This window comes from Nostoc sp. (assembly GCF_036918245.1).
Taxonomy (GTDB): Bacteria; Cyanobacteriota; Cyanobacteriia; order Cyanobacteriales; family Nostocaceae; genus Nostoc.
On sequence record NZ_JBALEF010000043.1, the window covers coordinates 238,465 to 265,462 of the forward strand.

Genomic DNA, 26,998 nt, shown 5'->3' on the forward strand with positions numbered 1-26,998 from the left:
ACCTTAATTACAGCTACCCAACCCCAACCTTAGCATTGAATTAGGTCTTATAACAGAATTTATCATTGCAACTTACAACTCCTTTACATAAAGTCCACTTATTGCCCAAACCTTTGTGCTTTTACATAAAGTTATGTTTGGGCCAATTCGGCTTCAGCGTCTAATATTTCAAATACCTTATCGAGTTGCGTCAGTTCAAAAATAATTCTAATTTGTGGAGCAACAGCGCAAAGTCGGCAAGTTCTTCCTAAAGTAAGAGCCAGCTTGTGTGTCGATAACAATGCCATCAAGCCCGCGCTGTCTAACGATTCTACTGCTGCGAGGTCTACTACCAAGATAGAAATACCATTTTGTGCCAACGCTGTAGTCATATCTCGTTCAAATTCCAAGGCGTTTGCAGCATTTAAACACCCTTGGGGGCGAATGACTGCAATCTTGGGATAGTTAAGCACTGCCTGCATAGTTACATCCTATTAAGAATTTTGAAGCGTCAAGCTAAGGATTATTTGAACATAAACTCTATTTTGTTGCATCGACCATACGTCTTAGCTATCTTTGCTGAATCTTTATTTCTTTAGTATGTCTGTTTAAAGATTGTTATAATTCCAGGCTAAAATGTGTTTATATATACTTTTTTTTTATGTCACTTCAAAAACAATCAACTATAGACGGCCATAGAGCAGACAAATTATCAGTAACTATGCTGAGAAACCTTGCTTAGTCTATAACTAAAGCTAATTTAGCCAAGTCTTAACGTGAGGTTAAATCTCTCACTTTAGCGTTGCTGATGGCATACGGCAAAGTCATAGTGAATTATCTATCTAACTAATTAAATTGTGATATATATCACTACTAAGTTAGTATTTGGATCACTCTTTATACTGAGGCTGATCTGGGATGATTAGTGTCATATTACAGTTGGATTATTACTTATGAGAACTCAATACGCTATTCGTAAATTGGTAGAAAAAGCTCTTGACATTAAAAAACTAACTCCTGAGATAGAGAATGAAATCAACTCAGAGTTGACGGAACTGGGTTATATTTCTGATGTTGATTACGAAGCCCTAGAATTATTAATGGCAGAGATGGATGCTGGACGAATTCAGTTGGTTCCTAGCCTGGGATTTTAAAATAATTCATAATGACGCTTTCTTCGTTCGTGCAGCGTGTCGCAGACAGAAGTTGCGTGTAGCTTGCTTCTCTGTAAGAGTACGCGAACTCCTAACGTAATTCTTAATTAAATTTAGTGGGAGGATACAAGGGCGATATCATTGCTAGTATTTTTCTATGAGGTTGATTATTTAAATACTTCAGGTGGCGTAAACTGTGCTAACGAACCTCTACATTGTGCATTCGTAGTAAATCTTCATACAGTTCGCTAAATGCCTAAAAAAATTCCTCCCAATCTGTTTGCTGAATTTGTTCACAAGCAGAATGAACTCGTTGCTAAGGGAGTTGATATCATCAATATGGCTGCTGGCGATCCAGATAAACTGACTTCTAGTCATATCCTTCAGGTAATGCATGAGGCGATTGACGACGCTGCTAACCACAATTATCCACCTTACCAAGGAACGAAAAAATTTCGGGTGTGAAGGATGCAGCAATCGAATTTCACAGTCTTCAACGCATGAAAAATGCTGGTATTCGCTAAAGTTGAGGAAGAGGCTGGGAATTAAGGACACTTCGACAGTTCAGTGCATCGCTGGGACTGGGAAGATAAGGGAGACAAGGAAGACAAAGAAGAATTATTCAAGAAGTCTCTATGTTGTCTATTACCCAATGCCCACTTGCCTTGAGCATACCCCTGCTCTTAAGCAAGCTACGCGTAGCGTCTCGTAGAGAAGCTGGAGAGATGCCCAATCCCTAATCCCCAATCACCAATCCCTCTTGATATGCTTGCCAAAGTTGGTGAATAAATTGATTGAGTTGCTGTTTGGTGGCTGAGTCAGGTTCAGTTTTTGGTTCTTTCGCTAAAACTTGGCTCAAGAAGGTAATTACTTCTGTGTCTAAAGCTGGCCGAAATAAATTGGCAGGCCAAAGTAAGTCAGACGCATCTCGTAAATCGGTAATTAGCGGCGATTCTTCTATGAAAGTAACCATTAAGAGAGGACGCACCCAACACAACTGGCGGGAAACTACAAATTGAATGACTTCTGCATACAGGTTCCTGTCGCCATACTCTAAAGACACAATTTGTCCCGGTTGAAGAAAATCTAGGCTCATGTCCATCTTGGGCAGGGGCAAGGATTATTTTGCTTGCAACTTCCTTAATCTTAAAAGGGAAAATGCGCTACGTTTAAGGAAAGCTTCTGTAAGATTAGGGTAGCACTCTTACGGCAGCGATGTCTTAGACGTGTGCTTTATCAAGTGGCTATCCAAAACTAATATAACCAATCCCTGCCAGCAAAGGGTTTTCCTAGCATAGTATCTGAGCAGAAATACTATAGAATAGGTAAATAACTGTTGAGCGATCGCAAAACAGAGACTTTGTTGTAGTGAAGTAACGAGAAAAGAGCAAAGAGCCGTGTCAGTTGAAACCATTGAAAAGCCTTCCACAACCCGCAAGCTCGCGCCTCGGTATCGCGTTTTGCTCCATAACGACGACTACAACTCTATGGAGCATGTTGTACAGTCGCTAATAGCCACTGTACCAAGCCTTACCCAACCCCAAGCTGTGAGCATCATGATGGAAGCCCATACTAACGGGCTAGCTTTAGTCATTGCTTGCGCCCTGGAACACGCTGAGTTTTATTGCGAAACATTGATAAGTCATGGTTTAAGTAGCACGATTGAACCTGATGAATAGTCATTAGTCATTGGTCATTAGTCGAAGTATGGAGTATTGGCTGGTGACTTAACATTGGTATGAAAGAAAACCTTGTCCGTTTAGCTGAACGCCCTGCCCCTATTAGGCTGGGTGCTTTTATTTTGACTTTACTATTGCTATGGTTGCCATTGGCTACACCAATATACTTACTAGTGCATGATTCAAACTTAGAAAGTATATTGACATTGGTATTGTTATATGCAATATTTATTTTTCTCCTGAGACTATGGGGTAAATATGTCTATCAGCAGCCCCAAATTCTGTGGCATTATGGCTTAGAATTCACGCGGCAAAACGGTGTGGATTTACTGCGTGGCTTGGCTTTGGGGATAATTAATATTCTGATACTTTTTGGGGTAGAAAGTTTATTGGGTTGGTTGGTGTGGCAACAACCGAAAGTTTTTTTGTTGAAAGTGGTTTTAGAGGGTTTACTTGTTGGCTTAGGTGTTGGATTTGCGGAGGAATTGTTATTCCGAGGCTGGTTGCTAGATGAATTACAACGAGATTACAGTCTGCGTGTGGCACTGTGGACAGATGCAACTGCGTTTGCTACATTGCACTTTATTAAACCCTTGGAGGCAATTATTCATACACTGCCGCAATTTCCAGCTTTAGTACTGCTGGGATTAACGCAAGTATGGGGAAAGCGTTGGCGGAGGGGACGCTTGGGTTTTCCAATTGGTTTGCATGGTGGTTTAGTTTGGGGTTACTACATTATTAATGTAGGTAAATTAGTGACATATTCTGGTCAAGTTCCTGATTGGGTAACTGGTGTGAATAATAATCCCCTACAAGGAGTGATGGGGGTGTTGTTAATGAGTGTACTAGCTTTGTGGATACGAGGAAGGACTGAGCGATCGCCTCTCTGATAACATAAGCACTGGCTGACATACACACTTACCATTTGTGGAACCCACGGAAGAGCAATACTTAGTAATAAATGCCCTAGAAGCTCTAAATTTACTTGTTTGGAGATTATATGATCGAAGACACAGGGTATTGGCATATTCAAACTCCTAGCACTGTTTTACCCTTGGCAACGATATTACAAAACGGTGAAGTAGTGACCTTCGGATGGGAATAAAACGATGACGCAATCTAACACCATTAAACAGCAGCAAGCGCAAAGAATATTAGAATTATTTGCGATCGCACGTCAGCGATATTTAGATGCAGGAGGAAATCCTCGACGCACCCCAAAGGGACTCAAGGGAGATGATTATATGACAGATGAGGAAAGGCAAGAAGCGCTGGTATTAGGAAGGCAAATTTTTCCACAAGAATATATTGATAATACAACAGTACGCAGCATCAAATATCCTCCAGTGGAAAGCTAGCCCGTTTAGTTTGGGGCTACTACATTATTAATGTTGGGAATTAGTGAAATATTCCAGTCAAGTTCCTGATTAGGTAACTGGTGTGAATAATAATCTCCTGCAAGGAGTGATGGGGGGGGTTGTTAATGAGTTTACTAGCTTTGTGGGTACGAGGGCGAATAGTGAAAAATTAAAAATGGGTAATGAACTTGTGGAAAAATAAAATATCGGCTAAAAAGGAACTACATTAATATTCCATTTAGACAAAGCGTCAGAGTTTAGCCAAAAGGCTTTTAGAGATTCAACATTAAATAAAGATTTAGGATCACAAATAATGGATTGTAGTCGTCTGGAATATATCAAAAATGTCAATGATGATGGTGATTGGGCGTATGAAAGCTATCCTATTGGAGCTTACTTTCCGTTAAATTTTAAAAAGAATAACGATGGAGGTGTAGATAATCACGCCTTTAACTTACCAAAAGGATCTCTTATCATCCTTTCTCAAAAACGATCTGGGTACGAGCGATTATTGACACACGTAGTTGAACTGGTTAATGAGGGAAGTGAAGATAAGCCTCAATGGGAAACAGATACATGGGGTATTTTCCGATGGGTTAAGGTTCATTGGATTGCTGATTTCAACAATCCCAGCCGTATTCCTCTTGATAAGAAGGAAATGAGAGCCAACTGGGGTTGGTTTGACACTAAAGCTAAATTGCTGTCTAGTCCAAGCTTGATGGAGCAGTGGGTTAGTATCGATAAATTAAAAGCGCACTTAGAAGAAGTCTTTAATTAATACCTAAACAAGCTGCCTGAAATTAGCACCTATAGCAGAATTATTAAATCTAAAAATTATGTTATTGCAGTAGTAGCGAATCCACAAGCATCATTACGAATTAGTAATTAGTTAAATATCCTCCCGTGGAAAACTAGTCCATTCTTCACTATGGGCTACATCAATCTCCTCTGTGGAAGGTGCGTTTCCTAAATCAGCACATAGTCCGCACAAGGATTGGCGGGGAAGGGTAGACACTTTATCTGTTGAATCGCGTTCTATATCAGGAGCAATTTGCTAGATCAAACGTACTTTGTCCCCAGTTGAAAGCTGCTTTGCTAGTTTGATAACTTCTTGTAGATTCACAAATTTTCACCTGCTTCATCTGCAAAAATTTTAACAATAGCCAATGATACTGGGCTTTTTGGTACAATCTTTACGCAAGCGTCTCAACCACTGTCCCCACCAAACACGCTTTATTCAAATTAACGCCGCTCAAATTTGCACCTTCTAACTCTGCACAAAGCAAATTCGCCCCTGAAAAATTTGCCCCTGCCAAATTCGCCCCCCGCAAGTCAGCTTCTTCCAGGTTTGCTTCACTCAACAATGCCCCTTGCAAATCGGCGCGACTCAAGTCTGCACCTTTAAGATTTGCCCCAGTCAGGTTTGCACCGCGCAAATCAGCACCGCGCAAGTCTACGCTTTGTAAGTTCACATTCATCAAATTGGCACCACTCAAGAAAGCACCTACCAATGACACATCACTGAGTCTGGCTCCCATCAAGTTAGCGCCACGCAAGTTACTACCCCGCAAGTCAGCGCTTGTTAAATCTGCTTGCATCAGGTTTGCTCCCATCAAATTCGCCCGCAAGTCAGTTTCTTGGAGGTTGGCTCCCATCAAATTTGCCCCCTCCAAATGCCCACCTTCGAGTTTAGAACCAGCAAAATTAGTGCCGACAAGGGTAGCACCAGCAAGATTAATCCGGCTTAAATCCAGTCGGGAGAGTTCCTCGTCTTCTAAATTTGCCCCTGGAAGTTGTTTGAGTTTTCCTAATCTAATGGCTTCAATATTCATGTAAAGTAACTACCAATCTCCTCACTTATCTTGCTGTGGTTATCCCATTGGGAATCAAGTATCCAGATGCCGGCGCTGAATTTGGGTGTCATCAAGGGTAAGTCAAGTCCCTGTTGTAAACCCATTACTAATAAAGCTAGAGTATCTACAAGTTTAGGGTCAAAGCGGGTAGATTGTTGCTGTTTGCACTCATCTAAAGCTTGAGTAAATATCTGTTCCCGGCTTTGATTTGACGATTTTCGCTGATTGAGTCGCCACTGAAAGTCTGCCAATAATGCCAAAATTCTCGACTCTAGGGGTATTTCATCTCCAGCTAAACCTGCTGGTTCCCCTGTGCCATTCCACCACTCGGTTTGGTGAGTAATAATTTGGGCAACTGCTCGCAGTCGTGGCATGGTTCGCAATACTTGCGCCCCCGGTACTAAGGGACAAGTTAAGGGAGAACTGGGGGCATCTTCTTGGTAGCGTGTGGATATACCGTCTGTGAGAACGCTTTCTGCTTTTTGTAATGGATCTATGCGATGCAACAAAGCCGCTAGCCGCAATCTTTTAATCTGCCATGCGGGAAGATTCAAAAGCTGGGCGATCGCTTCAGCAAGTACTACTACTTCCGCAGCTGCCATTGGATTGTTGACATCTGCCATATCCATCAGTTGCGCCATTCGCAAAAAGGCTTGGATTTCGTTAGAAACCAAGTTGCGATCTAGGGTTTGTTTCTGAAGCGCTGTGGGGATGGATAAATTCTCTTGCCCAGTCTGGAGGTAATCTACTACACGGGAGACAACTGCACCTAAATTTTGGGATCTGTCCATTGACGGTACAATTTGTTCTTTATCGGCTGTGAGTTTTTCCGCCAATTCTGGGTTGTATTTTTTAATGTGAGCGATCGCTATTTCTGCTGTCTCTTGCACTAACTCTGGCTCAAATGTCCACAAACCATAGAATTTGCGCTCTAAGTCTGATGTCGGTACTCCAGTGCTGCCATAATCAGCCTCAGATAATTCTTGACAAATTACCATTGCTGTATACTTAGGCGATAAAATAATTAAGTGCCACTCCTGCGCTACTGGATCGACTGCATCTAATGGCACTAAGTCTACATTGGGTCGCTGGCTGGTAGGATGTTCAGCAAAGCCAGATTCAGAGGCAGCCATGATGGCAATTTGGCGGCTACGCTGGGCGATGTCTGCATATCGTTGAGCTTCTTGTAGATACCATTTCCCTTGTTGGAAGGCTGTGATCACTAAGGGTGTACCGTCATCAGTTAAGATATGGTCTTCAAGAGCGTGGCACAGGGCAACTAAGGTATTTTTGTAGTAAACACCGAATCGAATTGGCCTGGTGGTGTGGCGATGAGCTGCTTCGAGCTGTTGTAGGATTGAACCTTCTAACATGGATGGGATTTGGTAAAAATAACCGCAGAGGCACTGAGAAAGAGAGAGGGAGAAATTCAGAATTCTGAATATTCCCACATCCTGGTGTTTTCTAGGATACACCTGCTAACTGTTTTTCTTTCGTTTCTAATGGTGCTGTCAGTGCTGCTTCTAAGTCAGCACAACCCAGCTTTTCTTCTAAGATTTTCATGACTTCGCGCCCGAAGTCGTTGGGGTTTTGTTGCCAAGCTTGCAAGCAGACTTCGCCGAAGAATGAACCAAGGGGTTCGGGATTCCAGAGAAGTTTTTTGGCTGTCCACGGCATCAAACTCATTGGATCATACCCTGGTTTGAGGATGCCTTCTTTGAAAGCATATTCTTCTAAATGGGTATGGGGTTGTAGTCCAATAAAGAAGATGGCAGGTTCGACTTTATCAGCGCCAAAAATCCGTTCTAGTTCGCGGTGGTAAGCGATGGTTTGGCGGATGGTTTCGGGACGTTCGTCAATGACGTTAAAGGAGTAGTTGACGGAAACTAAGTCGTTGAAACCAGCGGCTTTTAAGTCACGGCAGTTTTGCAAGACGGTTCGTAGGTTATACCCCATCCGCATTTTCCGCACAAGTTCTTGAGAACCACTGGTAATCCCAATTTCAAAATAGTTCATCCCGGTTTTCGCCATCAAGTCACACAATTCTGGTGTCAAATTGTCGGCTCTGATATATGCTGCCCAATGGATATCTGTCATACCAGAATCGACGATTTTTTGCAATAATTCTACAGCATCGGCGATAAATTTTTTCGCGGGGATGAATTGGGCATCGGTAAACCAAAAGTTGCGAATGCCGCGATCGTATAATTGGCGCATCTCAGCAACTACCTCATCTGCTGGGTTGATGCGTACTTGTTTGCCTTCGACGACGGTGTAGACGCAATAACAACAGTTGTGAGGACAACCACGTTTAGTTTGTACACCTATATAAAAGTCTTGCTCTTGCAGGTAATAGTTAAATTCCGGCCAGATGCTTTCGATATAATCGTAGTTACAAGCTGTTTTTTCTATTGGGGTGGGTTGTTCGTGAATTAGCCGTTGACGTGGTTGAGTTTCTCCGGAAACGTAACAGCGTTCATCTCGAAAATCTCTGCCACTTAAAAGTTTTTCCAGCAGGGTTTCGCCTTCACCCACAGAAATAATTGTCCCTTGGGGTAAACTTTTACCCAATTGTTCGTAAAATACGCTGACTGCACCACCACCGACAACTACACGAGCATCAGAATTATATTTTTGGGCACGTTTCAAACCACGTTTGATTAAGCTCTGATTTTGCCACAATTCTACATAGTAAGCAATGAAGATTCGCAAACCGCCCAATCCGCCGCGTAGTTTCAATAGAGGATTTTTGGCGTAGTAAAATTCAAAAGCGTTTTGCAGCGGGTTGCCACCACGTCCACCAACTGGGGCATAAATTTGAATATCCCGCCAAGAAAATACTAGTAGTGTCGGTTTAAATTCATCAATACAGCGATCCAAAGCCGAACTGTAATCTAAAGGTGGCACTGTTCCCAAATCAAAGATGCGCTGTTCAATATTAGGAAACTGCTTGTGTACATGATCGCTCAGGTAGACAACCCCAATAGGAAAGATGGGGTTACAAGGAAGGCGAACGTAAAGAATTCGATTTTCCATCATCTGTGTTTTAACTTCCATCTTGCCAATCTGTGGAGAAAGCGAGAGAAACATCTAGTTTTAAAGTGTGGGCTTGTTTTATTTGGTTTTATTTATTACAATCGTGCTTGACATTTCAGCCGATTAGTGATAATAGCTACCCTGCTGTTAGCAACTGCGGAAAACACTAAAATTTCTATGCATAAAATATACATAGAATCTATAGAGAGCTTTATGAAGACATTTTTTCATATAGCTTTACCATAACATCGAGTTTATTCATTAAGCGATGATCCCTGCCGATTAATCCTGGGATAGATGAAACAGCAAAACTCACTTCCTCGCTACGCTAAAAGCAAGGGGATCATCGTTATGTCAACTCCCTAATGATCAACTTTAAGAAAATTAAAGCTTTTATATCAGGAAAAATATCAAAAAATTTTATTTATAGTGTATAATTGCGAAAAAGGTGTGAATAATTACAAAATTTTCATAACTGAATATATATCTTTAGACAGAAATAATCTACAACTACTCAGTTGGTATTCGCAGTTACAGCAACTGGGGATCAGTGGGTGCTAGGCTTGGCTAGTGTAATTTAAAATTGTGGCGTAAAGCTCCTCAGCAGTTATGGCTCAAATATTAGATCCTCTACCACCTGAGCAATCGGGAAAAATTCTCTGCTGCTACATTAATGCCACGAGCAAAATACAGGTAGCTCGCATTTCCAATATTCCCAATTGGTATTTTGAAAGGGTTGTTTTCCCTGGACAACGTTTAGTTTTTGAAGCTCCGCGAAAAGGTCAAGTGGAGATTCATACAGGGATGATGGCAAGTGCAATTTTATCCGATAAGATTCCGTGCGATCGTCTGATGCTCGAAGAACCCAGTACTTATGAGTTTGATACAGACTCATCAGATGGAAAAGATCCTATTAATACCAAATTAATGGTGCAGCAAATTAATACAAAACCCTTGCAAATCCTTGGTTTAGCCTCGGTTGATTAAAAAAAACAATTTTATCTAAATTTAAGGGTTGCTAATTCAGCAGCCCTTTTTGTTTATTATTTATTGGGAATTGGGCATGGGGGATGGGGCATTGGGCATTGGTTATTCTCCTTGTCCCCCTCATCTCATCTACAATCAATCTTATGAATCTGCCTTCATTTCTTTGGTTGTGGAAAATAGCCGCCTGGTCAATGGGATTATCCCTGCTGGCATATCTGATGTTAGCAATTACCGGCGTTTTGATGTTTCGGGCGAGAACTTCGCAGCAATTTCCTTTTATTAGCCCATTTATAGGCGGTAATAAAGGGGTGCGATCGCTCCACTATACAATGGGCATCAGCATGGTAAGTTTAGTGCTACTCTTGCTAGCGATCGGTATTGTTGGCACTTTCGGGCACTTTGGCTCTTTAGGGCACTCGTCACACCTAATCGCTGGGTTGATAGTGGTAGCACTAGTTTTACTGTCTGCTTTCAGTGCGACGCAAATTAGTGCCAGACGACCTTGGGCTAGACCCTTACACATCGGCGTAAATATTATTTTGTTTATAGGATTTGCCTGGGTATCCCTTACTGGTTGGATTGTAGTGCAAAAGTATTTACCGTGAACTACCACACGCCAACTAACAGAGACATAGACCTACCCTACAATGAAGAAAAGCATTGTAATTGAGCCGTGACAGCAAACTCAGCCAATATCTCAGCTTCTGTTTTTCGTCTGTCTCCTTTGATTCGGATAACGTTGCTGAGTCTATACATAGCACTCACAGTCCCATTACCTTTTTTATCACAGGTAACAGCTGCACCCGTACCTCCAGAATTATTGTGGATAGGGATTGTCATCGGTTTAGTTGCCTTGTATGCGGTATTAACTGAACAAGTAATGGTAGATGACGAGGGAATTCAGGTTACTTACCCCGCCTGGGTGCCTGGCTTTTTTCGTAAAGGCTGGTCTTTACCTTGGTCACAAGTCAAAGAGTTAAAACCCCGCACCACAGGACAAGGAGGGCTAGTTTATTACTTCCTCAGCCAGGATGGGAAAGCTTATTTACTACCGATGCGTGTAGCTGGATTTGCTCGTTTGGTGCAAATTGTTCAAGCAAAGACGAGCATTGACACCACAGATGTTCGCCCTTTAGCGCAGCCCTGGATGTACCTGATTTTACTAGGATTCACTCTGCTGCTACTATTAGTCGATGGCTGGGCGATCGCTACAGCCTTAACTACTGCACAATTAACTTAAAATTGGGTATGGGCATTGATTTCTCCCAAGTCCCCAGTCTCCATCTCCCCACTTCCCTTGAATACAGCAAAAGCCACACTCAGGCTAGAGCAAGTTAATCTGTTTACAAAGCTGAAAACCCAACTCCCTGGCAATCAGCAGGGATACCCCATATTGCAGGATATTTCCTTAGAGGTATTCCAGAGCGAACGCATTGCCATTGTAGGCCCAGTAGGCGTTGGGAAAACTTCGTTATTACGCCTCCTCAACCGCCTAATTGAACCCACGAGTGGTAAACTCTATCTAGAAAATCAAGAATATCGCCAAATTCCCATCATCCAGCTACGGCAGATGCTTGTACTTGTATTGCAAGAATCAAAGCTGTTGGGGATGACAGTTGGGCAATCCTTGGCTTATCCTTTAGTTTTGCGTGGTTTGCCCAAACTGACAATTCAGGAACGAGTTAATCATTGGACAGACCAACTGCACATTCCCAATGAATGGTTAGAGCGAACAGAGGTGCAACTTTCTGCAGGACAACGACAACTAGTAGCGATCGCTCGTGCCTTAGTCATCCAGCCTAAAATATTATTATTAGACGAGCCAACCTCTGCCCTCGATACTGGTACGGCTTCTCATCTAATGCATGTCTTAACCCAGTTGAGTCAAACTCATCAAACCACGATTCTGATGGTAAATCACCAACTGGAACTAGCTCAGGTGTTTTGCACTCGGTTATTACACCTACAACAAGGTTATTTATTCGCAAATCAAAGAGCCTCAGAGATAGACTGGATTGAATTACGAAAAAGCCTGATTCAAGCAGCAGCTCAAGACGATTTTGGATTTTAAATTTTGGATGAGACAGGAATCAGGAATCGTTTTCTTACTCCCCATCACCCCAATGCCCAATGCGCCATTCACACTTGACTACTAGTAAGTGTTGAACGTTGATTATTAAATCTCTCTCTAGCTAACTTTGTTGTCTGTGACTGTGAAATATTGGTATTCAAAATTTCCATGTTAAAACGGTATCCAACATTGCGGATAGTTTGAATCAAATTGGGTTGCCGGGGATCGAGTTCAACTTTTTTCCGCAGCGATAAAACGTGAGTATCAATGGTACGAGGGTTATCGATAGCGTCAGGCCAAGCACGACGCAGCAATTCCGATCTACTTAGAGGTACTCCTCCAGCTTGTGCTAAAACGTACAGTAAACTGAATTCCTGGGGCGTTAAGTCAATAAACTCCCCTTGAAAGCGGACACGACGCTGAACTAAATCGATTTGCAAAGTGCCATAATCCAAATAAGCTGGTGCAGTAGGTGTGCGCTTCCGACGAATCAGTGCCTCTACCCGTGCCAAAAACTCTTGCATCCCAAAAGGTTTGCTCAGATAATCATCTGCACCCGCCTTTAAACCTGCGACTATATCAGCTTCACTATTACGGGCAGATAGCATTAAGATTAGAGGCTGCTGCTGACGATGCAACCAACGACAAAACTCAATGCCATCACCATCAGGCAGGTCTGCATCCAAAACTACCAGTGTTGGTTGATGGCTTAAAAATACTTCCCTTGCTTGATAAATACTGGCAGCTTGATGCACGCGGTATTCCAGTTGTTGCAAGTGCCAACCCAACAACGACCTCAGATGGGGATTCCCCTCAATGATTTCTATACAAACCGAACCCACGGTGGCAAGACCCCTTAGCGTCGATGACTTTCAAAGTAACAAGCCCATCTCTAAGGTTTTGTAGCCTTTGTTACTTCAATTGCGATTAACTTTACATTTCCTAATAAAATGAGTGGCAATATCTTTAATTTATGCCTTGCCGATAGGCGATTAGAAATATTATTAAATTTTTATTAAATTTCTCGAAAGTGTTGTTATACTTATGAAAAGTTATTTTAACTTAACATTTTGCTTTTAGATGGGTGTAATGTGGCAAATATCTATAACCCAACCAGATTACAACAACAATAGCTTTTCAACCTGATTCAAGCTGATGGTAAAAGTGGATTTTTTCGCAAAAATTTAGTGCTCCCATCCAGGAATATAACATCAATACAATTGGGCTGTTGATTGTGAAAATCAAAAAAAATAACTTAGTAACTGGCTAGAATCGATGTTTTCTGGAATAGGATTAAAATAGCTTGTAGCTGCTATGAGGGTACTACCCAAAGTAGATGTGTTGACTTTGAGTTAATGCCAAAGTGAAATTACACTTCACTTTTTAGCGTGAATCATTTACAATTCTCATTCCAAAGAGATTAATACAGCAGTTATGCTCCAAGACACACAAACCATCCGCTATTACCAAAGACTCACCGACGCCTTCGTCGAGCTATGGAATCGCGGTTATCGCACGGATGATATGCGGATGTATTTGGATGGATATCTAGCCGCACTGCGACATAGCAATGTCATTGAACCTTTTCTGATTCATCGCCTAGAAGAGGAAGCCAGCCGCTACTTGTACGATGGATCGAACTTTGCAGTCCCGCAACCACAGCCACAACCAGATTACTACTAAGTACCATTTACCTGGTCATTGATAGTAACCGTTTATTACCGCAGATAATTATAGCATATTATTTGTATTAGTCAACGGGTTGTCGTGGTGTGAAATTTTGGAGATATTGTATTGATTAAACGCATCCCCTCAGTCCTATATTGGTTTTGCCAATGCGACTGAGGGGATTGTTGGCTAGCTATGAAATCAAGCCCAATATACAGCTGTTTTCTTTTGCATGAAGTACAAAGCCACGGGTATTGAGGCAGGAGGCAGGAGTTAGAAACATCTTTATATCTGATGTGTGAGTCCTGGACCTTGTACCTCACTTACTTGCAAACTGCTGTAGATAAAGTATTTTTGTCAAAAACCGATTAAAAAACCCTTGAAAGGGGAAAGAATATATTATCTCGCCTTTCAAGGATATTAAAAACGGCACATTACCTTGATTGCGAAGCGCAAATTCAGCAGTATACCCTTTAGTTTGGGTAAAGAAAGATTAAGAAGCTAATGCTACTTCTACCTTTTGCTGCAATTCACCTTTTTGGTACATTTCAATTAAGATGTCAGAACCACCAAGGAATTCACCATTGAGATACACTTGGGGAATTGTGGGCCAGCTAGAGTATTCTTTAATACCTTGACGAATTTCCGGATCTGATAGAACGTCAACCGTCTCAAAGGGAACTCCCAAGGTATTCAGAATCTGCACAACGTTGTTGGAGAAACCACATTGGGGCATTAACTTGTTTCCCTTCATGAAAACTAAAATCTTGTTTTCTTGTAGCAAGCTATCAATTTTGTCTTTGAGTTCTGGTGTCATGGTATTTATGTTTCCTATGTTGGATTCAACAGTGAGGAGTCAGGAGTGAGGAGTCAAAATTCATAACTCCTAACTTCTAACTCTTATTTACGAAGCTGCTGTTGCTTGCCAAGCTTCGGGAGTGTATGTTTTCACCGCCAAGGCATGAATCGCTTCAGTTGACATAGCTTGACCCAACGCACCATAAACTAACTGGTGCTGTTGCACTAGTCCTTTACCTGCAAAGTGCGATGAAACTACTGTCACCTGATAGTGGTCGCCGCCACCAGTCAAGTCTTGCACCTGAATCTGTGCGTCTGGCAGTTCCGCCTTGATCATTTCCTCAACCTGTTGCGGACTAATCATCGCAATTCCTGAAAAAACTTACTTTTCTATTATTAACAGATATAGAGCAAATGCCTGTGCCAACTTCAGGCTTTGGCAAGGCTGTAGACAAAGGCGCCTCTGGGGTGTATTGCTTGAGAACGCTGGGTCAAGGTTACGGCGGATAGCTCTATCCTAGCACTGGTGCATTCCCAAGCGACTGGTTAGAGAAATGTGGGTAGGGAAAAACAGGCAACAAAAATTTAATTTATTTTTTTGGGGATGAGGAGGATGAATTACCACCTTCTCTGGGATAGGGAGAATCAACAAAACCCAACTCAAACAACTGTTTATAGGCTTTCTTGCCTAAATCCCGCGTTGGGTTTTGACTCTTAATTATTTGAATCAACAATGGTACAGCTAATTCTGGCTGATTTTGTGCCCGATGTACCAATGCTAGCTGAAAAGTAGCTTCATCTCGCTTTTGGGCTGTTAATAGAGCTTTTTGACGCTGAGAATCAGAAACTCTGTTGTCAATTCCCGAAAAGCTAGAATTTAACTCTTGATAAAAATTAGATAGCTGATTATAAACTTGACGTGCTTCTTGGAGTTTTTTGGCAGCTAAGGGGTAGTTTTGAGCAGAAACAGCTTGTTCTGCATCTTTTACTAAGCGATCGCCACCTGCAATGCTCAAAAGGCTGTTACTTTCGGTTATGGGGCGGAGGTTATTAGGAGCGTTGGGGTCAATGGGTTGTGGTTGGCTGGTAGTGCCTGGTGACTGTGATACCTGAGCATTCACAGGTGATAGCAGGCTGAGGACTGCTATAACTGATAAAACAGTACGGTGCATCAAGGTAACAGCGACAGCAGTGTTCATGGGATCAATTAGTGCGACAACTATATAAAAGAGTTACGGAAACTTCGGGTATCTTAACTCTGTTTTGGTCTTGGACAAAGCAAAGTTACATCCTAAGTATCTCTGATTTAGACTAAAAATCAGTTTAATAGAGTTCCCATGACCCCTGTATACCAACTAACTTATGTCGCTGTAATGAGCGATACCTACAGTGGAGTGCGTTACCATCTGTCTGACTACCGACTTTCTTCCCCAATAATTATCTCAGCTTAACTGGAATATTTGGCAGGATAATTTTCCCAAAGCACTGCTTGAAGTATTTGCGTAGGCGTAGCCCGCCGTAGGCATCGCACCAAACTAGTTAAGAATAACGATGTCTTCAGTCGGCGCTTTCCAACTTTTATTTAACTATCTGACCAAATAATCAAAATCTTTATCATCAAGTAATTCAGTAGTTTTCAGACAATTAATTAGCTATTGGCTCAAAAAAATGCCAAATTGGCTGAATATATCATCAATAGAGGGTAATCTATATATGTATACATCCTCAAGGGTTGCAAAATACCACTAATCTTTTGTGACTTACTCAGGATGAATATAGCAGTTAGTAATTAGTGTCAAATATTGAAAAAGTGCAGTTTCTGAATTATGCACGGTCAATGATTATCAGGTTTAACTACATCAAGAATTAGTAATTTCTGCAAATGCGTGGTTAGTAATTTTTGTTTCTTGATGGCTTAACTGTTGCAGTGCCTTTGCTAAATCAGTTGTAATGCTTTTGGCATCTTGTTTTATAGAGCCATTCATGTAATCCACGACTTTGATTGGAGAGCCAATGTCAATACTCACATCTGTACCCCAATTGGGATAAGGTTGGCTGTAGTTAATGCCTACGGGTATAATTTTCACTCCCAGCCCGGAATGACTAGATTCAGCACTCAAAGCAAGACGAGCAATTCCTGGCTTCAACTGATGAACTTGCCCATCACGAAAAATGTTACCTTCTGGAAAGATTACCAGGGTTTTTTGCTGCTGAAGTAGTTCTACTCCATGTCGCAGCGTGCGGATTGACGGATGCTTAGAATTTACAGCAAACCCCCCCAAACGTTGGACAAACCAGCCTTGCAAACCTTGGCATTCGTCAATAGTCACCATAAACCGCAAGTCTTGTTCTCTGCGACAATCAGAGGTAGCGTAAGGTACGAGCAAGGCATCCCAACGCGCCCGATGAGTAGGCGCAAGGATCACAGGCCCAGTTGTAGGGATATTTTTTTGTCCGGTTATTCTAATTTGTCTAAAGAATAATGGTAATAGGCAGTGACGCCCTAATAAATATGCCAGGGGACTTAACCAAGGAGAAACCCTTGAGGTAGTGCTATCTACCTGAGGATTTGCTGAGGTGTGCTGGCAGGTATCGGATGAAGAGTAAAATTCCATCATGACGGATGCAGCTGATTGACGGGTAAAATTTAATGAAATGCCTGATTAGTTACACCGTAGATTCTCTTGTGTGACTTGTGTCGTACTAGATGGACAGTTTTACCTCTGTCCGTTATTTTACCCGACGCCGCTTAGTGGCAAACCAAGCCTGTAATTGCTGACGACAAGCTGACTCTAGTATGCCTCCGATTACCTGTAAGCGGTGATTAGAAGCAGCGCTATCGGGTATGTTAATAACTGTACGAATTGCGCCAGTTTTTGTATCGTCTACTCCATATACAAGTAATCCTAATCGTGATTGGACGATCGCACCTGCACACATCGGGCAAGGTTCGAGAGTTACATAGAGGGTGCATTCATTAAAATGCCAATTTTGTAAAGTTGTTGCCGCTGTCTTGAGAGCGAGAATTTCCGCATGAGCGGTAGGATCTTTGTCGCGCTCTTTTCTGTTTTCTCCTTGCGCTAGCAATTTGCCTGTCGAATCAATGATAACAGCACCTACAGGGATTTCACCTGCTTCACCTGCTGTTTTTGCTAATTCTAGGGCATAACTCATCCATTGTTGATGTATAAGATATTCTGTATACTTAGTTAGCATATTCTTATCAATTCGATATTCCTTGCCCTACAGTTTACTGGCACTTTGTCAAGCTAGTTTTGAGGGTTTAGGGTTTGTAGTAAGCACTTTAGTGCTTAGAAAATTAACCCTCTTTTGTCAGAGTGGGAGAACCCAATGGCTGAAAGCCTTTTGGTGCTTTGGTTTCCGATTTTTTACTAGAGATTTTAGTTATTGTTAGAAAATAAAGCCTCAAAGCTTTATTAATTCACAATCTCAAAATCTGGGTTCAATTATTGTTTTCCGAGAGTGACAAAACAGGGTTAAGGACTAAAGTCCTTACTACGAACTTGTTTACCGAGCAATTTAAAATCCAAAATTGCCCAACATCGCATCACCAAAGAAATTGTTGGGGGCTAATTTAATTTCTAAATAGCGGCTTGGGCTAAAAGGGGATCGAGTTGACTTTGTGTGTCTAGCTGATAGAGGTCATCGCAGCCGCCAATGTGCTGGTTATTGATAAAAATTTGTGGTACGGTACGGCGGCCGTTAGCGCGTTCTGCCATTTTCGCTCTGGCTGCTTCGTCACCGTCGATTTTATATTCAGTAAAATTTACACCTTTCCACCACAGCAGTATTTTGGCACGAATGCAGTAAGGACAAGTTTGCCAGGTGTAAAGTTCGACATTGGCTTTGACTCGCTCTGGATGCCGATTTAAAAGGGGATTAAGAAAGTCCAGCATATTGATCTTAAGCAAGGTTTTAACTATGTCTCTAGCCTAGATCATTGCTTACCGCATCGGCGCTGGAACCCACTTTTGGAAACTCTCTAAATGATTCCAGTAAGATAAATATCCAGTCAATGCCCAAATTAGAGCGGCTACTATCAGCACTGCTACGCCAATTAGCCGCCAAGTTCGGTTGGTTTTCCAATAGAGAGTTGGCGCTGCAAAAACACCACCTAATCCAGTTAAAATAAAGCCGATTCCTGATAAAAGCGGTTGCTTTGTCAAATTCAAGTTGATGATCCGGATACCGACTACGATCGCAACTGCACCAGCAAAGAAGCCGTAAACTGCGATTGTCAATAAATCCCAACCTTGAGCTAGGGCGATTGCGGCTGCCACAAACAAGATTCCAAATAGAACACTTGTTTCACCAAAGGCAATATTAAAGCTACCCATTACTGGCCAGGTGAAGCTCATGTGTAAACCAGTTGTGAGTGCGATCGCACCCGTAATTCCAAATCCCGGAATCCACGGTCTTTGATTAGAACTATCTATACCACGATATACATAGTCAGCCAGGAGAAATAATCCAGCTACCATGTTGATTAACATGAGGGTGATGTAGTCGATAAACACGATTAACCTCTTAATTTAACAACCTCTTTACTCTGCGTCTCATTTTTCAGTTTTTGGTGAATCTACCAGCTTTTTTATTTATTATTTTATACCTAAAGATAGATAATGAAGAAAAGCAATGTTCTAGATATCTAGATATATACTGCTACCCATTTGTGCAAGTTTTTAACTTAGTTACTTGTGAACAGGTTTTATACTGGAGTAATTATGAGTAAAAAATCAGGATGTGTTAACTGGCACTTTTCTAACGAGTTAGCAGTAAAACTTAACTTTCTTCCACGTGTATCCGCCCTTTGGTAGACTTGAAAACTGAAATAGGCAGATGAAACGACGCAAATTCAAGCAGCTGAGAGGGCAAATTCTGTGGAAAATACACTTGGGTTAGAGATTATTGAAGTAGTAGAGCAAGCCGCGATCGCATCCGCAAAGTGGATGGGTAAAGGCGAAAAAAACATCGCTGACCAGGTAGCTGTGGAAGCTATGCGGGAGCGGATGAATAAAATCTATATGCGCGGTCGCATTGTGATTGGGGAAGGCGAACGCGACGATGCGCCTATGTTATACATCGGGGAAGAAGTTGGTATTTGTACCCAACCAAATGCCAGTAGTTTGTGTAACCCTGATGAACTAATTGAAATTGATATCGCCGTTGACCCTTGTGAAGGTACGAACTTGGTAGCTTATGGACAACCTGGTTCGATGGCTGTGTTGGCAATTTCTGAAAAGGGTGGATTATTTGCTGCTCCTGACTTTTACATGAAGAAGTTAGCAGCACCTCCCGCAGCTAAGGGCAAGGTAGACATCAACAAGTCAGCCACGGAAAACCTGAAGATTCTCTCTGAGGTTTTAGACCGGGGTATTGATGAACTTGTAGTAGTAGTCATGAAGCGCGAACGCCATAACGATTTAATTAAAGAAATCCGTGAGGCTGGAGCGAGAGTCGCCCTAATTTCAGATGGTGATGTGGGTGCAGCTATAAGCTGTGGTTTTGCTGGAACTAATATCCACGCACTGATGGGTATCGGTGCGGCTCCTGAAGGTGTAATCTCGGCAGCAGCAATGCGTGCTTTGGGTGGACATTTCCAAGGTCAACTGATTTACGATCCAGCAGTCGTAAAAACAGGTCTGATTGGAGAAAGCAGAGAAGCCAATATCGATCGCTTAAAGTCTATGAATATCAATGACCCCGATAAGGTATATGATGCTCATGAACTAGCATCTGGTAAAACTATTCTGTTTGCTGCTAGCGGCATTACCAGTGGTAATCTCATGCAAGGTGTACGTTTCTTCAAGGACGGGGCAAGAACTCAAAGCTTGGTTATTTCCAACCAGTCGAAAACTGCTCGATTTGTTGACACAATTCACTTGTTTGGTGAACCAAAAGTTCTCCAACTGAACTAATTTTTAGGGAATGGGGAATGGTAAAAGTAGGGGTAAAGCATTTGGAAATAAATCTTTCTATAAAATGGAAAAATATTCACCCAAATGCTTCATTCTTACACTAGTTAGTAGTTAGTATTTAGTGATTAGTTATTGTTTGTTGGTTGAAAAAACTATCAACCAATAAATAATAATTCCCCATTCCCTATTCTCACTCAATGCCCGATTGCCAACTACCAATTAGTAACTACGATTTAGCAAATGAATATAGCAGTGGTGGGGTTAAGCCATAAAACAGCCCCAGTAGAAGTTCGGGAAAAACTGAGCATTCCAGAACCACAAATTGAAAGTGCGATCGCTCAACTAGCCAGCTATTCCCATATTGACGAAGTTGCAATTATTAGTACTTGTAACCGCCTGGAAATTTACATTGTTACCAGTGAAGCAGACCAAGGTATCCGGGAAATAACGCAGTTTCTTGCAGAATACAGTAAATTACCCGTGCTTTCTCTGCGACAACACTTGTTTATACTGCTACATGATGATGCAGTCATGCACGTGATGCGGGTAGCAGGTGGTTTAGATAGTCTGGTACTCGGAGAAGGTCAAATTCTGGCTCAGGTGAAAACTACTCACAAACTGGGACAGCAATATAACGGTATAAAAACCATTTTGAATCGATTATTTAAACAAGCGCTGACAGCTGGTAAGCGGGTTCGTACTGAAACTAGTATTGGTACTGGCGCTGTCTCTATCAGTTCGGCTGCTGTAGAGTTAGCGCAGCTAAAAGTGGCAAATTTAGCTGCTTGCCGAGTGGTAATTCTGGGTGCTGGTAAAATGTCGCGGCTGCTGGTGCAACACCTACTTTCTAAAGGTGCTGTGGAAATTAGTATTGTAAATCGCTCTCGTGATCGCGCCCAAGAATTAGCGAAGCAGTTCCCTCAACAACTTATTCAAATTCATCCGCTATCAGAAATGATGGCAGTAATTGCCGATAGCGATTTAGTCTTTACAAGCACTTCGGCAACAGAGCCAATACTTGACCGTGCCAAATTGGAAATGGTTTTAGAAGTTCAGCGCTCTCTAATGTTATTTGATATTTCTGTGCCGCGTAATGTTCATGCGGATGTAAATGAATTGGAAAATGTGCAAGCGTTTAATGTGGATGATTTAAAGGCAGTAGTAGCACAAAACTACGAAAGCCGTAGGAAGATTGCACAGGAAGCAGAAAGACTTTTAGAGGAAGAAGTGGAAGCCTTTGATATTTGGTGGCGCAGTTTAGAAACTGTTACCACTATTAGCTGTCTGCGAAACAAAGTCGAAACCATCCGCGAACAAGAGTTAGAAAAAGCTTTGTCGAGATTGGGTTCGGAATTCGCCGAAAAACATCAAGAGGTGATTGAAGCATTAACACGGGGAATTGTCAATAAAATTTTACATGACCCGATGGTGCAATTGCGATCGCAGCAAGATGTTGAAGCTAGACGGCGCTGTATGCAAACTCTGCAAATGCTGTTCAACCTCGATGCAGAGGAACAGTTTAGTTAAATTAAGCAACAACCCCGACTTTTGGTGAGAAGTTGGGGTTCTGAGCCAATCAGTTTGAAATTAGATATACTTCTAATTAGATAGATGTCTAATTAGAAGTAAGTTATGCAACCAGAGCAATTTAATATCTTACTGCGCTTTTTCAAGGCATTAGCGGATGATAGCCGATTGAAGATTGTAGGTATCCTGGCGAATCAGGAGTGCAGTGTTGAAGAATTGGCGGTGCTACTGCAACTCAAGGAACCGACGGTATCTCATCATTTAGCGAAACTTAAAGAGCTAAATTTGGTGACAATGCGTCCCAAAGGCAATAGCCGTCTATATCAATTGGATAGTGAGGCTTTGCAAAGCATTAGTAAGGAAATTTTCACACCTGAGAAAATAGCATCTTTGATAGAGGATGTGGATACTGAGGCTTGGGAAAGCAAAGTGTTGAAAAACTATTTCGAGGGCGATGTCTCCGACAAGGACTCCGTCCAACGCCTCAAAGAAATTCCTGCTAGTCGCAAAAAGCGCCTAGTAATTCTCAAGTGGTTAGCAAACCAATTTGAAGTGGGAATCAACTACCCTGAACGCCTGGTAAATGACATTCTCAAACGCTACCATCCTGACTGCGCCACCCTGCGGCGAGAGTTGATTGGTTATCAGTTAATGCAGCGAGAGAATGGGGTTTATTGCAGGGCTATTTCATTCTAAAAAGCTGCTTGAGTGTGTCTAGTCCAACAACAAGCAAAATCCCCGATTTCTGTAAGAAGTCGGAGATCGAAACTTTTCGATTTTCACAATAATTGTTCTGGATCAATTCCCCGCTCTTGCAGTCGTGTCAATAAATCTTGATATCGTTGGCGTTCTTCCTCCAGTTGTTGGAGAGCTGCTTCTTTGGCTTGACGTTCTTGTGTACGTATTTGGTCAAGCTCAACGGGTGTAAGAAATTTATATCCATCAAGGCGATATATTTCTAGAGTTTGTGGGGTGAGTTCAAAGCGGATTCCCAAACGGGGACTTATCCACCCGTAAATCTGGTTAATTTCTTGCAACCAATCTTCTGAGCGCAGAAAACCTGTTAATTCATTTCGGTCTGGGTCGTAAATGTAATATTCTTCAACTCCATAGCGTTGATAAAACAGGAGTTTCTTTGCCATTTCTTTAGTTGTATTACCAGGAGATAATATTTCAAACACCACCTGTGGCGGAATATTCTCTTCTTCAAATTGCTTGTAAGAACCCCTATCTCCCTTGGGTCTACCAAACACTACCAGAGTATCAGGTGCTTGTTTGATGTTAGGATTATCTTTAACTGGATACCAAAATAAATCTCCAGCAATGAATACATCTGATTGCGATGCAAATAAAATTTCTAAATTTTCTTTAATAGTTACTATCCAACGAAATTGCTTGGTATTATCCGCCATTGGTTTTCCATCGCTTTCGAGGTAGATGACCTCAGATGCGGTATTAGGAGTGATTACCATAATGCTACGCCTCCACTCTTCGAGTTTCTCATAGTTTGGGACAGTTCTAAGTGATAGGTTCAGTCGCTACCAAAATTATTCACTAAATTTGTGTTTCTTCCTCGGTAAAGATAGGAGGCCACAATTCAGTAATGGGCAATTCCCAACCGGGAAAAAGTTCTGGTATCGTTAAAATATCGCTATTTTCTAAAACTGTCGGTTCGCCTGTAGAGCGATAAATTGTAACTGTCTCTTCATCAGGGTCAATCAGAATCCCGACGATCGCTCCTAGTTCTATAAATTTCAGAATTTTGGCTACTATAAGTTTAATTTTATCGCTCTGAGATTTAATTTCTACTACCAAGTCAGGGACAAGTTCTCCAAAGTAACGAGGACTTTGGAGAAGTCGGGAAGCTCGAACAAAGGAAACATCGGGTGCTTTGAGGTTTGTATCTGGCATGATGAAACCGCCAGCGGAATCAAATACTCTTCCCCAGCGACGAGGATTTATCCAAGTAAAGAGAAAGGCGATGAGACGACTACTGATTTCGCTGGATACAATATCTGACGGCCCCATAATTGAAATTTTCCCATTTTCGAGTTCCAGCTGGTAATCTAAACCTGCTTCGGTAAAAGCGGTTTGAACTTGCTCTAAATCTCTGACTGTCATCATTGACATAAAAAGCTTTTTCCACTGAGATATACAACTCGATTTTAACAAGAGCCAAATTTCCGAAGATTTGACACCGTGTGCGACTTTCTCTCAAACCTAAGCCTTAAACCGTTGCCTAGCAGCGAATCAGAGCAAGAATAAAAGCCTCTCTCCCACACAGGGAGAGCTTTGGAGGAGAAAGCTAATCGCACTCTATTTCCCCAAATAAGCTTCTAGAACTTTTGGATTGGTTTGAATTTCTGCGGGTGTACCGTCAGCTAAATTTTGCCCTTCGGCAAGTACCCAAACACGATCGCACAAGGACATAACCACATCCATATTGTGTTCAATAATCAGAAAGGTCATTCCGTCTTTACGGTTCCAAGTAATAATGCGATCGCAAATATCATCAATCAGTTTCGGATTCACCCCAGCAGCCGGTTCATCCAACAAAATTAACTTGGGATTAGTCATCAGCGCTCGTCCCATTTCCAACAGCTTACGTTGTCCACCAGACAAACCACCAGCATAATCGTGTGCTTTTTTGGCCAAGCCCACTGATTCTAATAAAAACATTGCTCGTTCTTCGAGTTGCTTTTCTTCCTTAGCGACAACGTGCGGTTGCAACTGCACCTGCCAAAAATTTTCACCCGTTTGTTTTTGTGCCGCCAGCAGCATATTTTCTAACACCGACAAACGCGAGAGAGTTCGTGCAACCTGAAAGGTGCGGATTACCCCCTGCTGGGCGATTTGATATGGTTGCAGATTGTGAATCGGTTCGCCGTCAAAAATCACTCGTCCCTTATCAGGGCGAATGAAGTTTGAGAGTAAGTTAAATAAAGTAGTTTTGCCAGCACCATTGGGGCCAATCAAGCCCGTAATACTGCCTTTAGCAACTTCGATTTTCGCTTCATTAACTGCTTTGACACCACCAAAGCTTTTAGAAAGTCCAGTGGCTACCAAAAGGGGAAGCCGGGATGAATAGTTATTTACCAAGGGTGAGTTCCTCCTTTTTCCCTAAGATACCTTGAGGACGCCAAATCATCAGTACCATCAAAATTAGTCCGATTACCATGATGCGAAATGCGCCCAAACGTGCTTCATCAAGGGAAACGATTCTGGGTAAGACTTCTCGCGTCAGCGCATCGTAAGCAAAGAAAATTACCGCACCTACGATTGTGCCGACATTTTTCCCAGAACCGCCTAAAATCACCATAATCCAAGTGTCAAAAGTGATCTGCGGTTGGAAATTATCAGGGTAAATAGCGCTAAGTTGCCAAGCGAAGAAAGCACCAGCGATACCCGCGATCGCACCTCCAAGCATGAGAGATTGTAATTTATACCAAAAGACATTTTTTCCCAATGCCTTGGGAATTTCTTCATCTTCGCGGATGGCTTTGAGAATTCTACCCCAAGGCGAGCGCACCAAAATTTCTAACCGCCAGTATACAAATGCTAAAACCAGCAGTAACACCAGCATTAAAGCCGCTTTTGGGTTGTAGTTATACAGTCCGATTACCCCAGAAATATAAATCGCTGCCGCCAAAATTGCTAACACAATTCCCACACCCAAGCGTGATACAAATTCTTGTTTGCTAGTTGTCCTTTTGCCCAAATCAGTAGTCCGAGATATTTGAGTGGTACGAATCCATTGCCACAACGTAAAGAAAGTTACAGCAGCCAGCAGCGTCAAAAGCCCAATCATTACTAATCTGACAAACAAACTTGGCTCTGTGGATAGGGGTATAGGATAACTTTGTACACCAAACGCCCCAGAAATCCAGGTGTCACCCACAGGTAATTCCTGATTATTTACCACCAAACGAATTAATTCGCCCGTACCAATGGTGACAATTCCTAAATAATCTTCCCGTAAGCGGAGAGTTACAAAACCAATTATTAAACCCAACAAGGCAGCGACAATTGCCCCAGCCAGTGCCGATACCAGTAGGGGTACGCCTTTTAAGCTTAACAATACCGTTGTATATGCTCCCAGGGTCATGAAAGCAATATGACCAAAGTTAATTAACCCTGTAAAGCCCCACTGTAAATTCAGTCCTAGTGCGAATAGAGCAAAAAGTGCTGTAGAAATTGCTAAGAAAATGAGATAGTCAACCATATTAAATAGTTATTTGGGCATTGGGCATTGGGTATTGGGCATTGGGTATTGGGTATGGTTATTTTCCTTGTCTCCCCTGCTCCCTGCCCCCTACCCCTCTGCCCTGTTCGCCGGGCGAATAAATTTTAGCGTAGCTTGAGCGGAGCTAATTTTATGGGAATACTATTTATTGTTGATGTTTGGTGGTAGGGAATAATTGACGTATGAATTTGCTGCGACTTAGAATGCATCACTTAATCGAGCAGTTAGGCGATGACGATTTGCAAGACATTTGGAACGTTCTCGAAGCTTTACATTATGACTTTTATATGCTCAAAGCCATACAAAAAGTCAAGCGATCGCAGCAACCGTGGGATATCTTAACCCATGAAGAAGCGGTAAGACTGTTGATGTTTTTCTGATTCAGCAGCGCTTTCTTCTCTTGTACCAGTGGCCCCTCAAGTTTTGGTGAAGGTAACGCCCAGTGAGTCTGGAAATGCGCTATGCCAGGTCTTTTTTGCTAGACCTGAAGAATTTAGAACCTGCCGCCTACGAGCGGGTGCATGATTTTGTTTTTATTGAGTTAGCCCAAAAGTGGCAATTGAGTGATTTAAAAGAACTGCGACAGCTTGATAGTGAAGGCATTTTTCACCGCTTCACCCTAGACAATTATCTGATTGGTATAGAAATTCGGGGTGAAATTGTGAAATTTCTGCGTGTCATCCCTATGCCAGATGTTTAAAGTCAA

Annotated in this window: 34 protein-coding genes; 16 read left to right on the forward strand and 18 right to left on the reverse strand. The window is 42.1% G+C overall.

The window, feature by feature from the left end; translation table 11 throughout:
• Positions 1-131 precede the first annotated feature (131 nt).
• Positions 132-461 (reverse strand): STAS domain-containing protein, encoded by a 330-nt coding sequence (locus tag V7L12_RS10930; protein ID WP_334815613.1) that lies wholly within the window; start codon positions 459-461, stop codon positions 132-134.
• A 471-nt stretch (positions 462-932) separates the two neighbouring features.
• Here V7L12_RS10930 and V7L12_RS10935 point away from each other — a divergent pair, with 471 nt between their 5' ends.
• Both V7L12_RS10935 and V7L12_RS10940 read left to right on the forward strand, forming a co-directional pair.
• Positions 933-1,133 (forward strand): hypothetical protein, encoded by a 201-nt coding sequence (locus tag V7L12_RS10935; protein ID WP_094349495.1) that lies wholly within the window; start codon positions 933-935, stop codon positions 1,131-1,133.
• 252 nt (positions 1,134-1,385) lie between these two features.
• The gene (locus tag V7L12_RS10940) at positions 1,386-1,598 is read left to right on the forward strand and encodes a hypothetical protein (RefSeq protein ID WP_334815611.1); all 213 of its coding nucleotides are present in this window, start codon (positions 1,386-1,388) and stop codon (positions 1,596-1,598) included.
• A 271-nt stretch (positions 1,599-1,869) separates the two neighbouring features.
• On the opposite strand, the gene V7L12_RS10945 is transcribed toward V7L12_RS10940, so the two are convergent.
• Positions 1,870-2,235, reverse strand: coding sequence for a hypothetical protein (locus V7L12_RS10945; protein ID WP_334815661.1), 366 nt, complete (start codon positions 2,233-2,235; stop codon positions 1,870-1,872).
• A 295-nt stretch (positions 2,236-2,530) separates the two neighbouring features.
• Between V7L12_RS10945 and clpS the strand changes: the two genes are divergently transcribed.
• The 4 genes from clpS (at position 2,531) to V7L12_RS10965 (ending at position 4,948) form a co-directional block, all read left to right on the forward strand.
• Entirely contained in the window at positions 2,531-2,812 is a 282-nt protein-coding gene (gene clpS, locus V7L12_RS10950; RefSeq protein WP_334815609.1) for an ATP-dependent Clp protease adapter ClpS, read from the forward strand.
• 59 nt (positions 2,813-2,871) lie between these two features.
• Positions 2,872-3,702 (forward strand): CPBP family intramembrane glutamic endopeptidase, encoded by an 831-nt coding sequence (locus tag V7L12_RS10955; protein ID WP_334815607.1) that lies wholly within the window; start codon positions 2,872-2,874, stop codon positions 3,700-3,702.
• A gap of 219 nt (positions 3,703-3,921) precedes the next feature.
• The gene (locus V7L12_RS10960) at positions 3,922-4,170 is read left to right on the forward strand and encodes a hypothetical protein (protein WP_334815605.1); all 249 of its coding nucleotides are present in this window, start codon (positions 3,922-3,924) and stop codon (positions 4,168-4,170) included.
• 313 nt (positions 4,171-4,483) lie between these two features.
• Positions 4,484-4,948, forward strand: a complete 465-nt coding sequence (locus V7L12_RS10965; RefSeq protein ID WP_335084322.1) for a hypothetical protein — start codon at positions 4,484-4,486, stop codon at positions 4,946-4,948.
• Positions 4,949-5,059: 111 nt separating this feature from the next.
• Here V7L12_RS10965 and V7L12_RS10970 read toward each other — a convergent pair whose 3' ends face one another.
• From V7L12_RS10970 to V7L12_RS10985, 4 genes are all read right to left on the reverse strand, one after another.
• Positions 5,060-5,185, reverse strand: coding sequence for a hypothetical protein (locus tag V7L12_RS10970; protein WP_335084323.1), 126 nt, complete (start codon positions 5,183-5,185; stop codon positions 5,060-5,062).
• A gap of 178 nt (positions 5,186-5,363) precedes the next feature.
• On the reverse strand, positions 5,364-6,002 hold the full coding sequence (locus V7L12_RS10975) for a pentapeptide repeat-containing protein (protein ID WP_334816762.1): 639 nt from the start codon (positions 6,000-6,002) through the stop codon (positions 5,364-5,366).
• Positions 5,999-7,396: a DICT sensory domain-containing protein gene (locus V7L12_RS10980; RefSeq protein ID WP_334816764.1), complete on the reverse strand. Its 1,398-nt coding sequence runs from the start codon at positions 7,394-7,396 to the stop codon at positions 5,999-6,001. Before V7L12_RS10980 ends, V7L12_RS10975 begins: the two co-directional genes overlap by 4 nt.
• Positions 7,397-7,487: 91 nt before the next feature.
• Positions 7,488-9,080, reverse strand: a complete 1,593-nt coding sequence (locus V7L12_RS10985; protein WP_335084324.1) for a photosystem II high light acclimation radical SAM protein — start codon at positions 9,078-9,080, stop codon at positions 7,488-7,490.
• Between the two features lie 588 nt (positions 9,081-9,668).
• Between V7L12_RS10985 and V7L12_RS10990 the strand changes: the two genes are divergently transcribed.
• The 4 genes from V7L12_RS10990 to V7L12_RS11005 all read left to right on the forward strand — a co-directional run bounded on the left by V7L12_RS10990 (position 9,669) and on the right by V7L12_RS11005 (position 12,117).
• The gene (locus V7L12_RS10990) at positions 9,669-10,046 is read left to right on the forward strand and encodes a DUF1830 domain-containing protein (protein ID WP_334816768.1); all 378 of its coding nucleotides are present in this window, start codon (positions 9,669-9,671) and stop codon (positions 10,044-10,046) included.
• A gap of 143 nt (positions 10,047-10,189) precedes the next feature.
• A complete protein-coding gene (locus V7L12_RS10995; RefSeq protein WP_335084325.1) occupies positions 10,190-10,651 on the forward strand; it encodes a DUF4079 domain-containing protein in 462 nt (153 codons plus the stop codon).
• Between the two features lie 68 nt (positions 10,652-10,719).
• On the forward strand, positions 10,720-11,286 hold the full coding sequence (locus V7L12_RS11000; protein WP_335084326.1) for a hypothetical protein: 567 nt from the start codon (positions 10,720-10,722) through the stop codon (positions 11,284-11,286).
• A gap of 18 nt (positions 11,287-11,304) precedes the next feature.
• A complete protein-coding gene (locus tag V7L12_RS11005) occupies positions 11,305-12,117 on the forward strand; it encodes an ABC transporter ATP-binding protein (RefSeq protein ID WP_335084438.1) in 813 nt (270 codons plus the stop codon).
• Between the two features lie 68 nt (positions 12,118-12,185).
• Here V7L12_RS11005 and V7L12_RS11010 read toward each other — a convergent pair whose 3' ends face one another.
• Entirely contained in the window at positions 12,186-12,959 is a 774-nt protein-coding gene (locus V7L12_RS11010) for a response regulator transcription factor (protein WP_094349507.1), read from the reverse strand.
• Between the two features lie 592 nt (positions 12,960-13,551).
• Between V7L12_RS11010 and V7L12_RS11015 the strand changes: the two genes are divergently transcribed.
• Complete coding sequence (locus V7L12_RS11015; RefSeq protein WP_104907495.1) at positions 13,552-13,800, forward strand: DUF6761 family protein; 249 nt, start codon at positions 13,552-13,554, stop codon at positions 13,798-13,800.
• Positions 13,801-14,278: 478 nt separating this feature from the next.
• On the opposite strand, the gene grxD is transcribed toward V7L12_RS11015, so the two are convergent.
• From grxD to V7L12_RS11050, 7 genes are all read right to left on the reverse strand, one after another.
• The gene (grxD, locus tag V7L12_RS11020; RefSeq protein WP_335084327.1) at positions 14,279-14,602 is read right to left on the reverse strand and encodes a Grx4 family monothiol glutaredoxin; all 324 of its coding nucleotides are present in this window, start codon (positions 14,600-14,602) and stop codon (positions 14,279-14,281) included.
• A gap of 87 nt (positions 14,603-14,689) precedes the next feature.
• Positions 14,690-14,947: a BolA family protein gene (locus tag V7L12_RS11025; RefSeq protein WP_190938948.1), complete on the reverse strand. Its 258-nt coding sequence runs from the start codon at positions 14,945-14,947 to the stop codon at positions 14,690-14,692.
• Between the two features lie 226 nt (positions 14,948-15,173).
• Positions 15,174-15,782: a hypothetical protein gene (locus V7L12_RS11030; protein WP_335084328.1), complete on the reverse strand. Its 609-nt coding sequence runs from the start codon at positions 15,780-15,782 to the stop codon at positions 15,174-15,176.
• A gap of 660 nt (positions 15,783-16,442) precedes the next feature.
• Positions 16,443-17,201, reverse strand: coding sequence for a lysophospholipid acyltransferase family protein (locus tag V7L12_RS11035; protein ID WP_335084329.1), 759 nt, complete (start codon positions 17,199-17,201; stop codon positions 16,443-16,445).
• A 112-nt stretch (positions 17,202-17,313) separates the two neighbouring features.
• Complete coding sequence (gene tadA, locus V7L12_RS11040; RefSeq protein ID WP_335084330.1) at positions 17,314-17,799, reverse strand: tRNA adenosine(34) deaminase TadA; 486 nt, start codon at positions 17,797-17,799, stop codon at positions 17,314-17,316.
• A 386-nt stretch (positions 17,800-18,185) separates the two neighbouring features.
• Positions 18,186-18,500, reverse strand: coding sequence for a glutaredoxin 3 (grxC, locus tag V7L12_RS11045; protein ID WP_099102680.1), 315 nt, complete (start codon positions 18,498-18,500; stop codon positions 18,186-18,188).
• 48 nt (positions 18,501-18,548) lie between these two features.
• Positions 18,549-19,121 carry a DUF981 family protein gene (locus V7L12_RS11050; protein ID WP_335084331.1) on the reverse strand — a complete coding sequence of 191 codons (573 nt, stop codon included), beginning with the start codon at positions 19,119-19,121 and terminating at the stop codon, positions 18,549-18,551.
• Positions 19,122-19,484: 363 nt separating this feature from the next.
• Between V7L12_RS11050 and glpX the strand changes: the two genes are divergently transcribed.
• The 3 genes from glpX to V7L12_RS11065 all read left to right on the forward strand — a co-directional run bounded on the left by glpX (position 19,485) and on the right by V7L12_RS11065 (position 22,745).
• Positions 19,485-20,522, forward strand: a complete 1,038-nt coding sequence (gene glpX, locus V7L12_RS11055) for a class II fructose-bisphosphatase (RefSeq protein WP_334816789.1) — start codon at positions 19,485-19,487, stop codon at positions 20,520-20,522.
• 240 nt (positions 20,523-20,762) lie between these two features.
• On the forward strand, positions 20,763-22,049 hold the full coding sequence (locus V7L12_RS11060) for a glutamyl-tRNA reductase (RefSeq protein WP_334816791.1): 1,287 nt from the start codon (positions 20,763-20,765) through the stop codon (positions 22,047-22,049).
• Positions 22,050-22,154: 105 nt separating this feature from the next.
• Positions 22,155-22,745, forward strand: a complete 591-nt coding sequence (locus tag V7L12_RS11065) for a DUF2087 domain-containing protein (RefSeq protein ID WP_335084332.1) — start codon at positions 22,155-22,157, stop codon at positions 22,743-22,745.
• 83 nt (positions 22,746-22,828) lie between these two features.
• Here V7L12_RS11065 and V7L12_RS11070 read toward each other — a convergent pair whose 3' ends face one another.
• From V7L12_RS11070 to V7L12_RS11085, 4 genes are all read right to left on the reverse strand, one after another.
• Positions 22,829-23,521, reverse strand: coding sequence for a Uma2 family endonuclease (locus V7L12_RS11070; protein WP_335084333.1), 693 nt, complete (start codon positions 23,519-23,521; stop codon positions 22,829-22,831).
• 82 nt (positions 23,522-23,603) lie between these two features.
• Positions 23,604-24,179 carry a Uma2 family endonuclease gene (locus V7L12_RS11075; protein ID WP_335084334.1) on the reverse strand — a complete coding sequence of 192 codons (576 nt, stop codon included), beginning with the start codon at positions 24,177-24,179 and terminating at the stop codon, positions 23,604-23,606.
• A 186-nt stretch (positions 24,180-24,365) separates the two neighbouring features.
• Positions 24,366-25,148: an ABC transporter ATP-binding protein gene (locus tag V7L12_RS11080; protein WP_335084335.1), complete on the reverse strand. Its 783-nt coding sequence runs from the start codon at positions 25,146-25,148 to the stop codon at positions 24,366-24,368.
• Positions 25,138-26,271 carry a branched-chain amino acid ABC transporter permease gene (locus V7L12_RS11085; protein ID WP_335084336.1) on the reverse strand — a complete coding sequence of 378 codons (1,134 nt, stop codon included), beginning with the start codon at positions 26,269-26,271 and terminating at the stop codon, positions 25,138-25,140. The genes V7L12_RS11080 and V7L12_RS11085 overlap by 11 nt, the downstream gene beginning before the upstream one ends.
• A 203-nt stretch (positions 26,272-26,474) precedes the next feature.
• On the opposite strand from V7L12_RS11085, the gene V7L12_RS11090 reads away from it, so the two are divergent.
• Together V7L12_RS11090 and V7L12_RS11095 are read left to right on the forward strand one after the other, a co-directional pair.
• The gene (locus V7L12_RS11090) at positions 26,475-26,672 is read left to right on the forward strand and encodes a hypothetical protein (protein WP_104907481.1); all 198 of its coding nucleotides are present in this window, start codon (positions 26,475-26,477) and stop codon (positions 26,670-26,672) included.
• Between the two features lie 62 nt (positions 26,673-26,734).
• Entirely contained in the window at positions 26,735-26,992 is a 258-nt protein-coding gene (locus tag V7L12_RS11095; RefSeq protein ID WP_251959737.1) for a cytotoxic translational repressor of toxin-antitoxin stability system, read from the forward strand.
• The last annotated feature ends 6 nt before the right edge of the window (positions 26,993-26,998 follow it).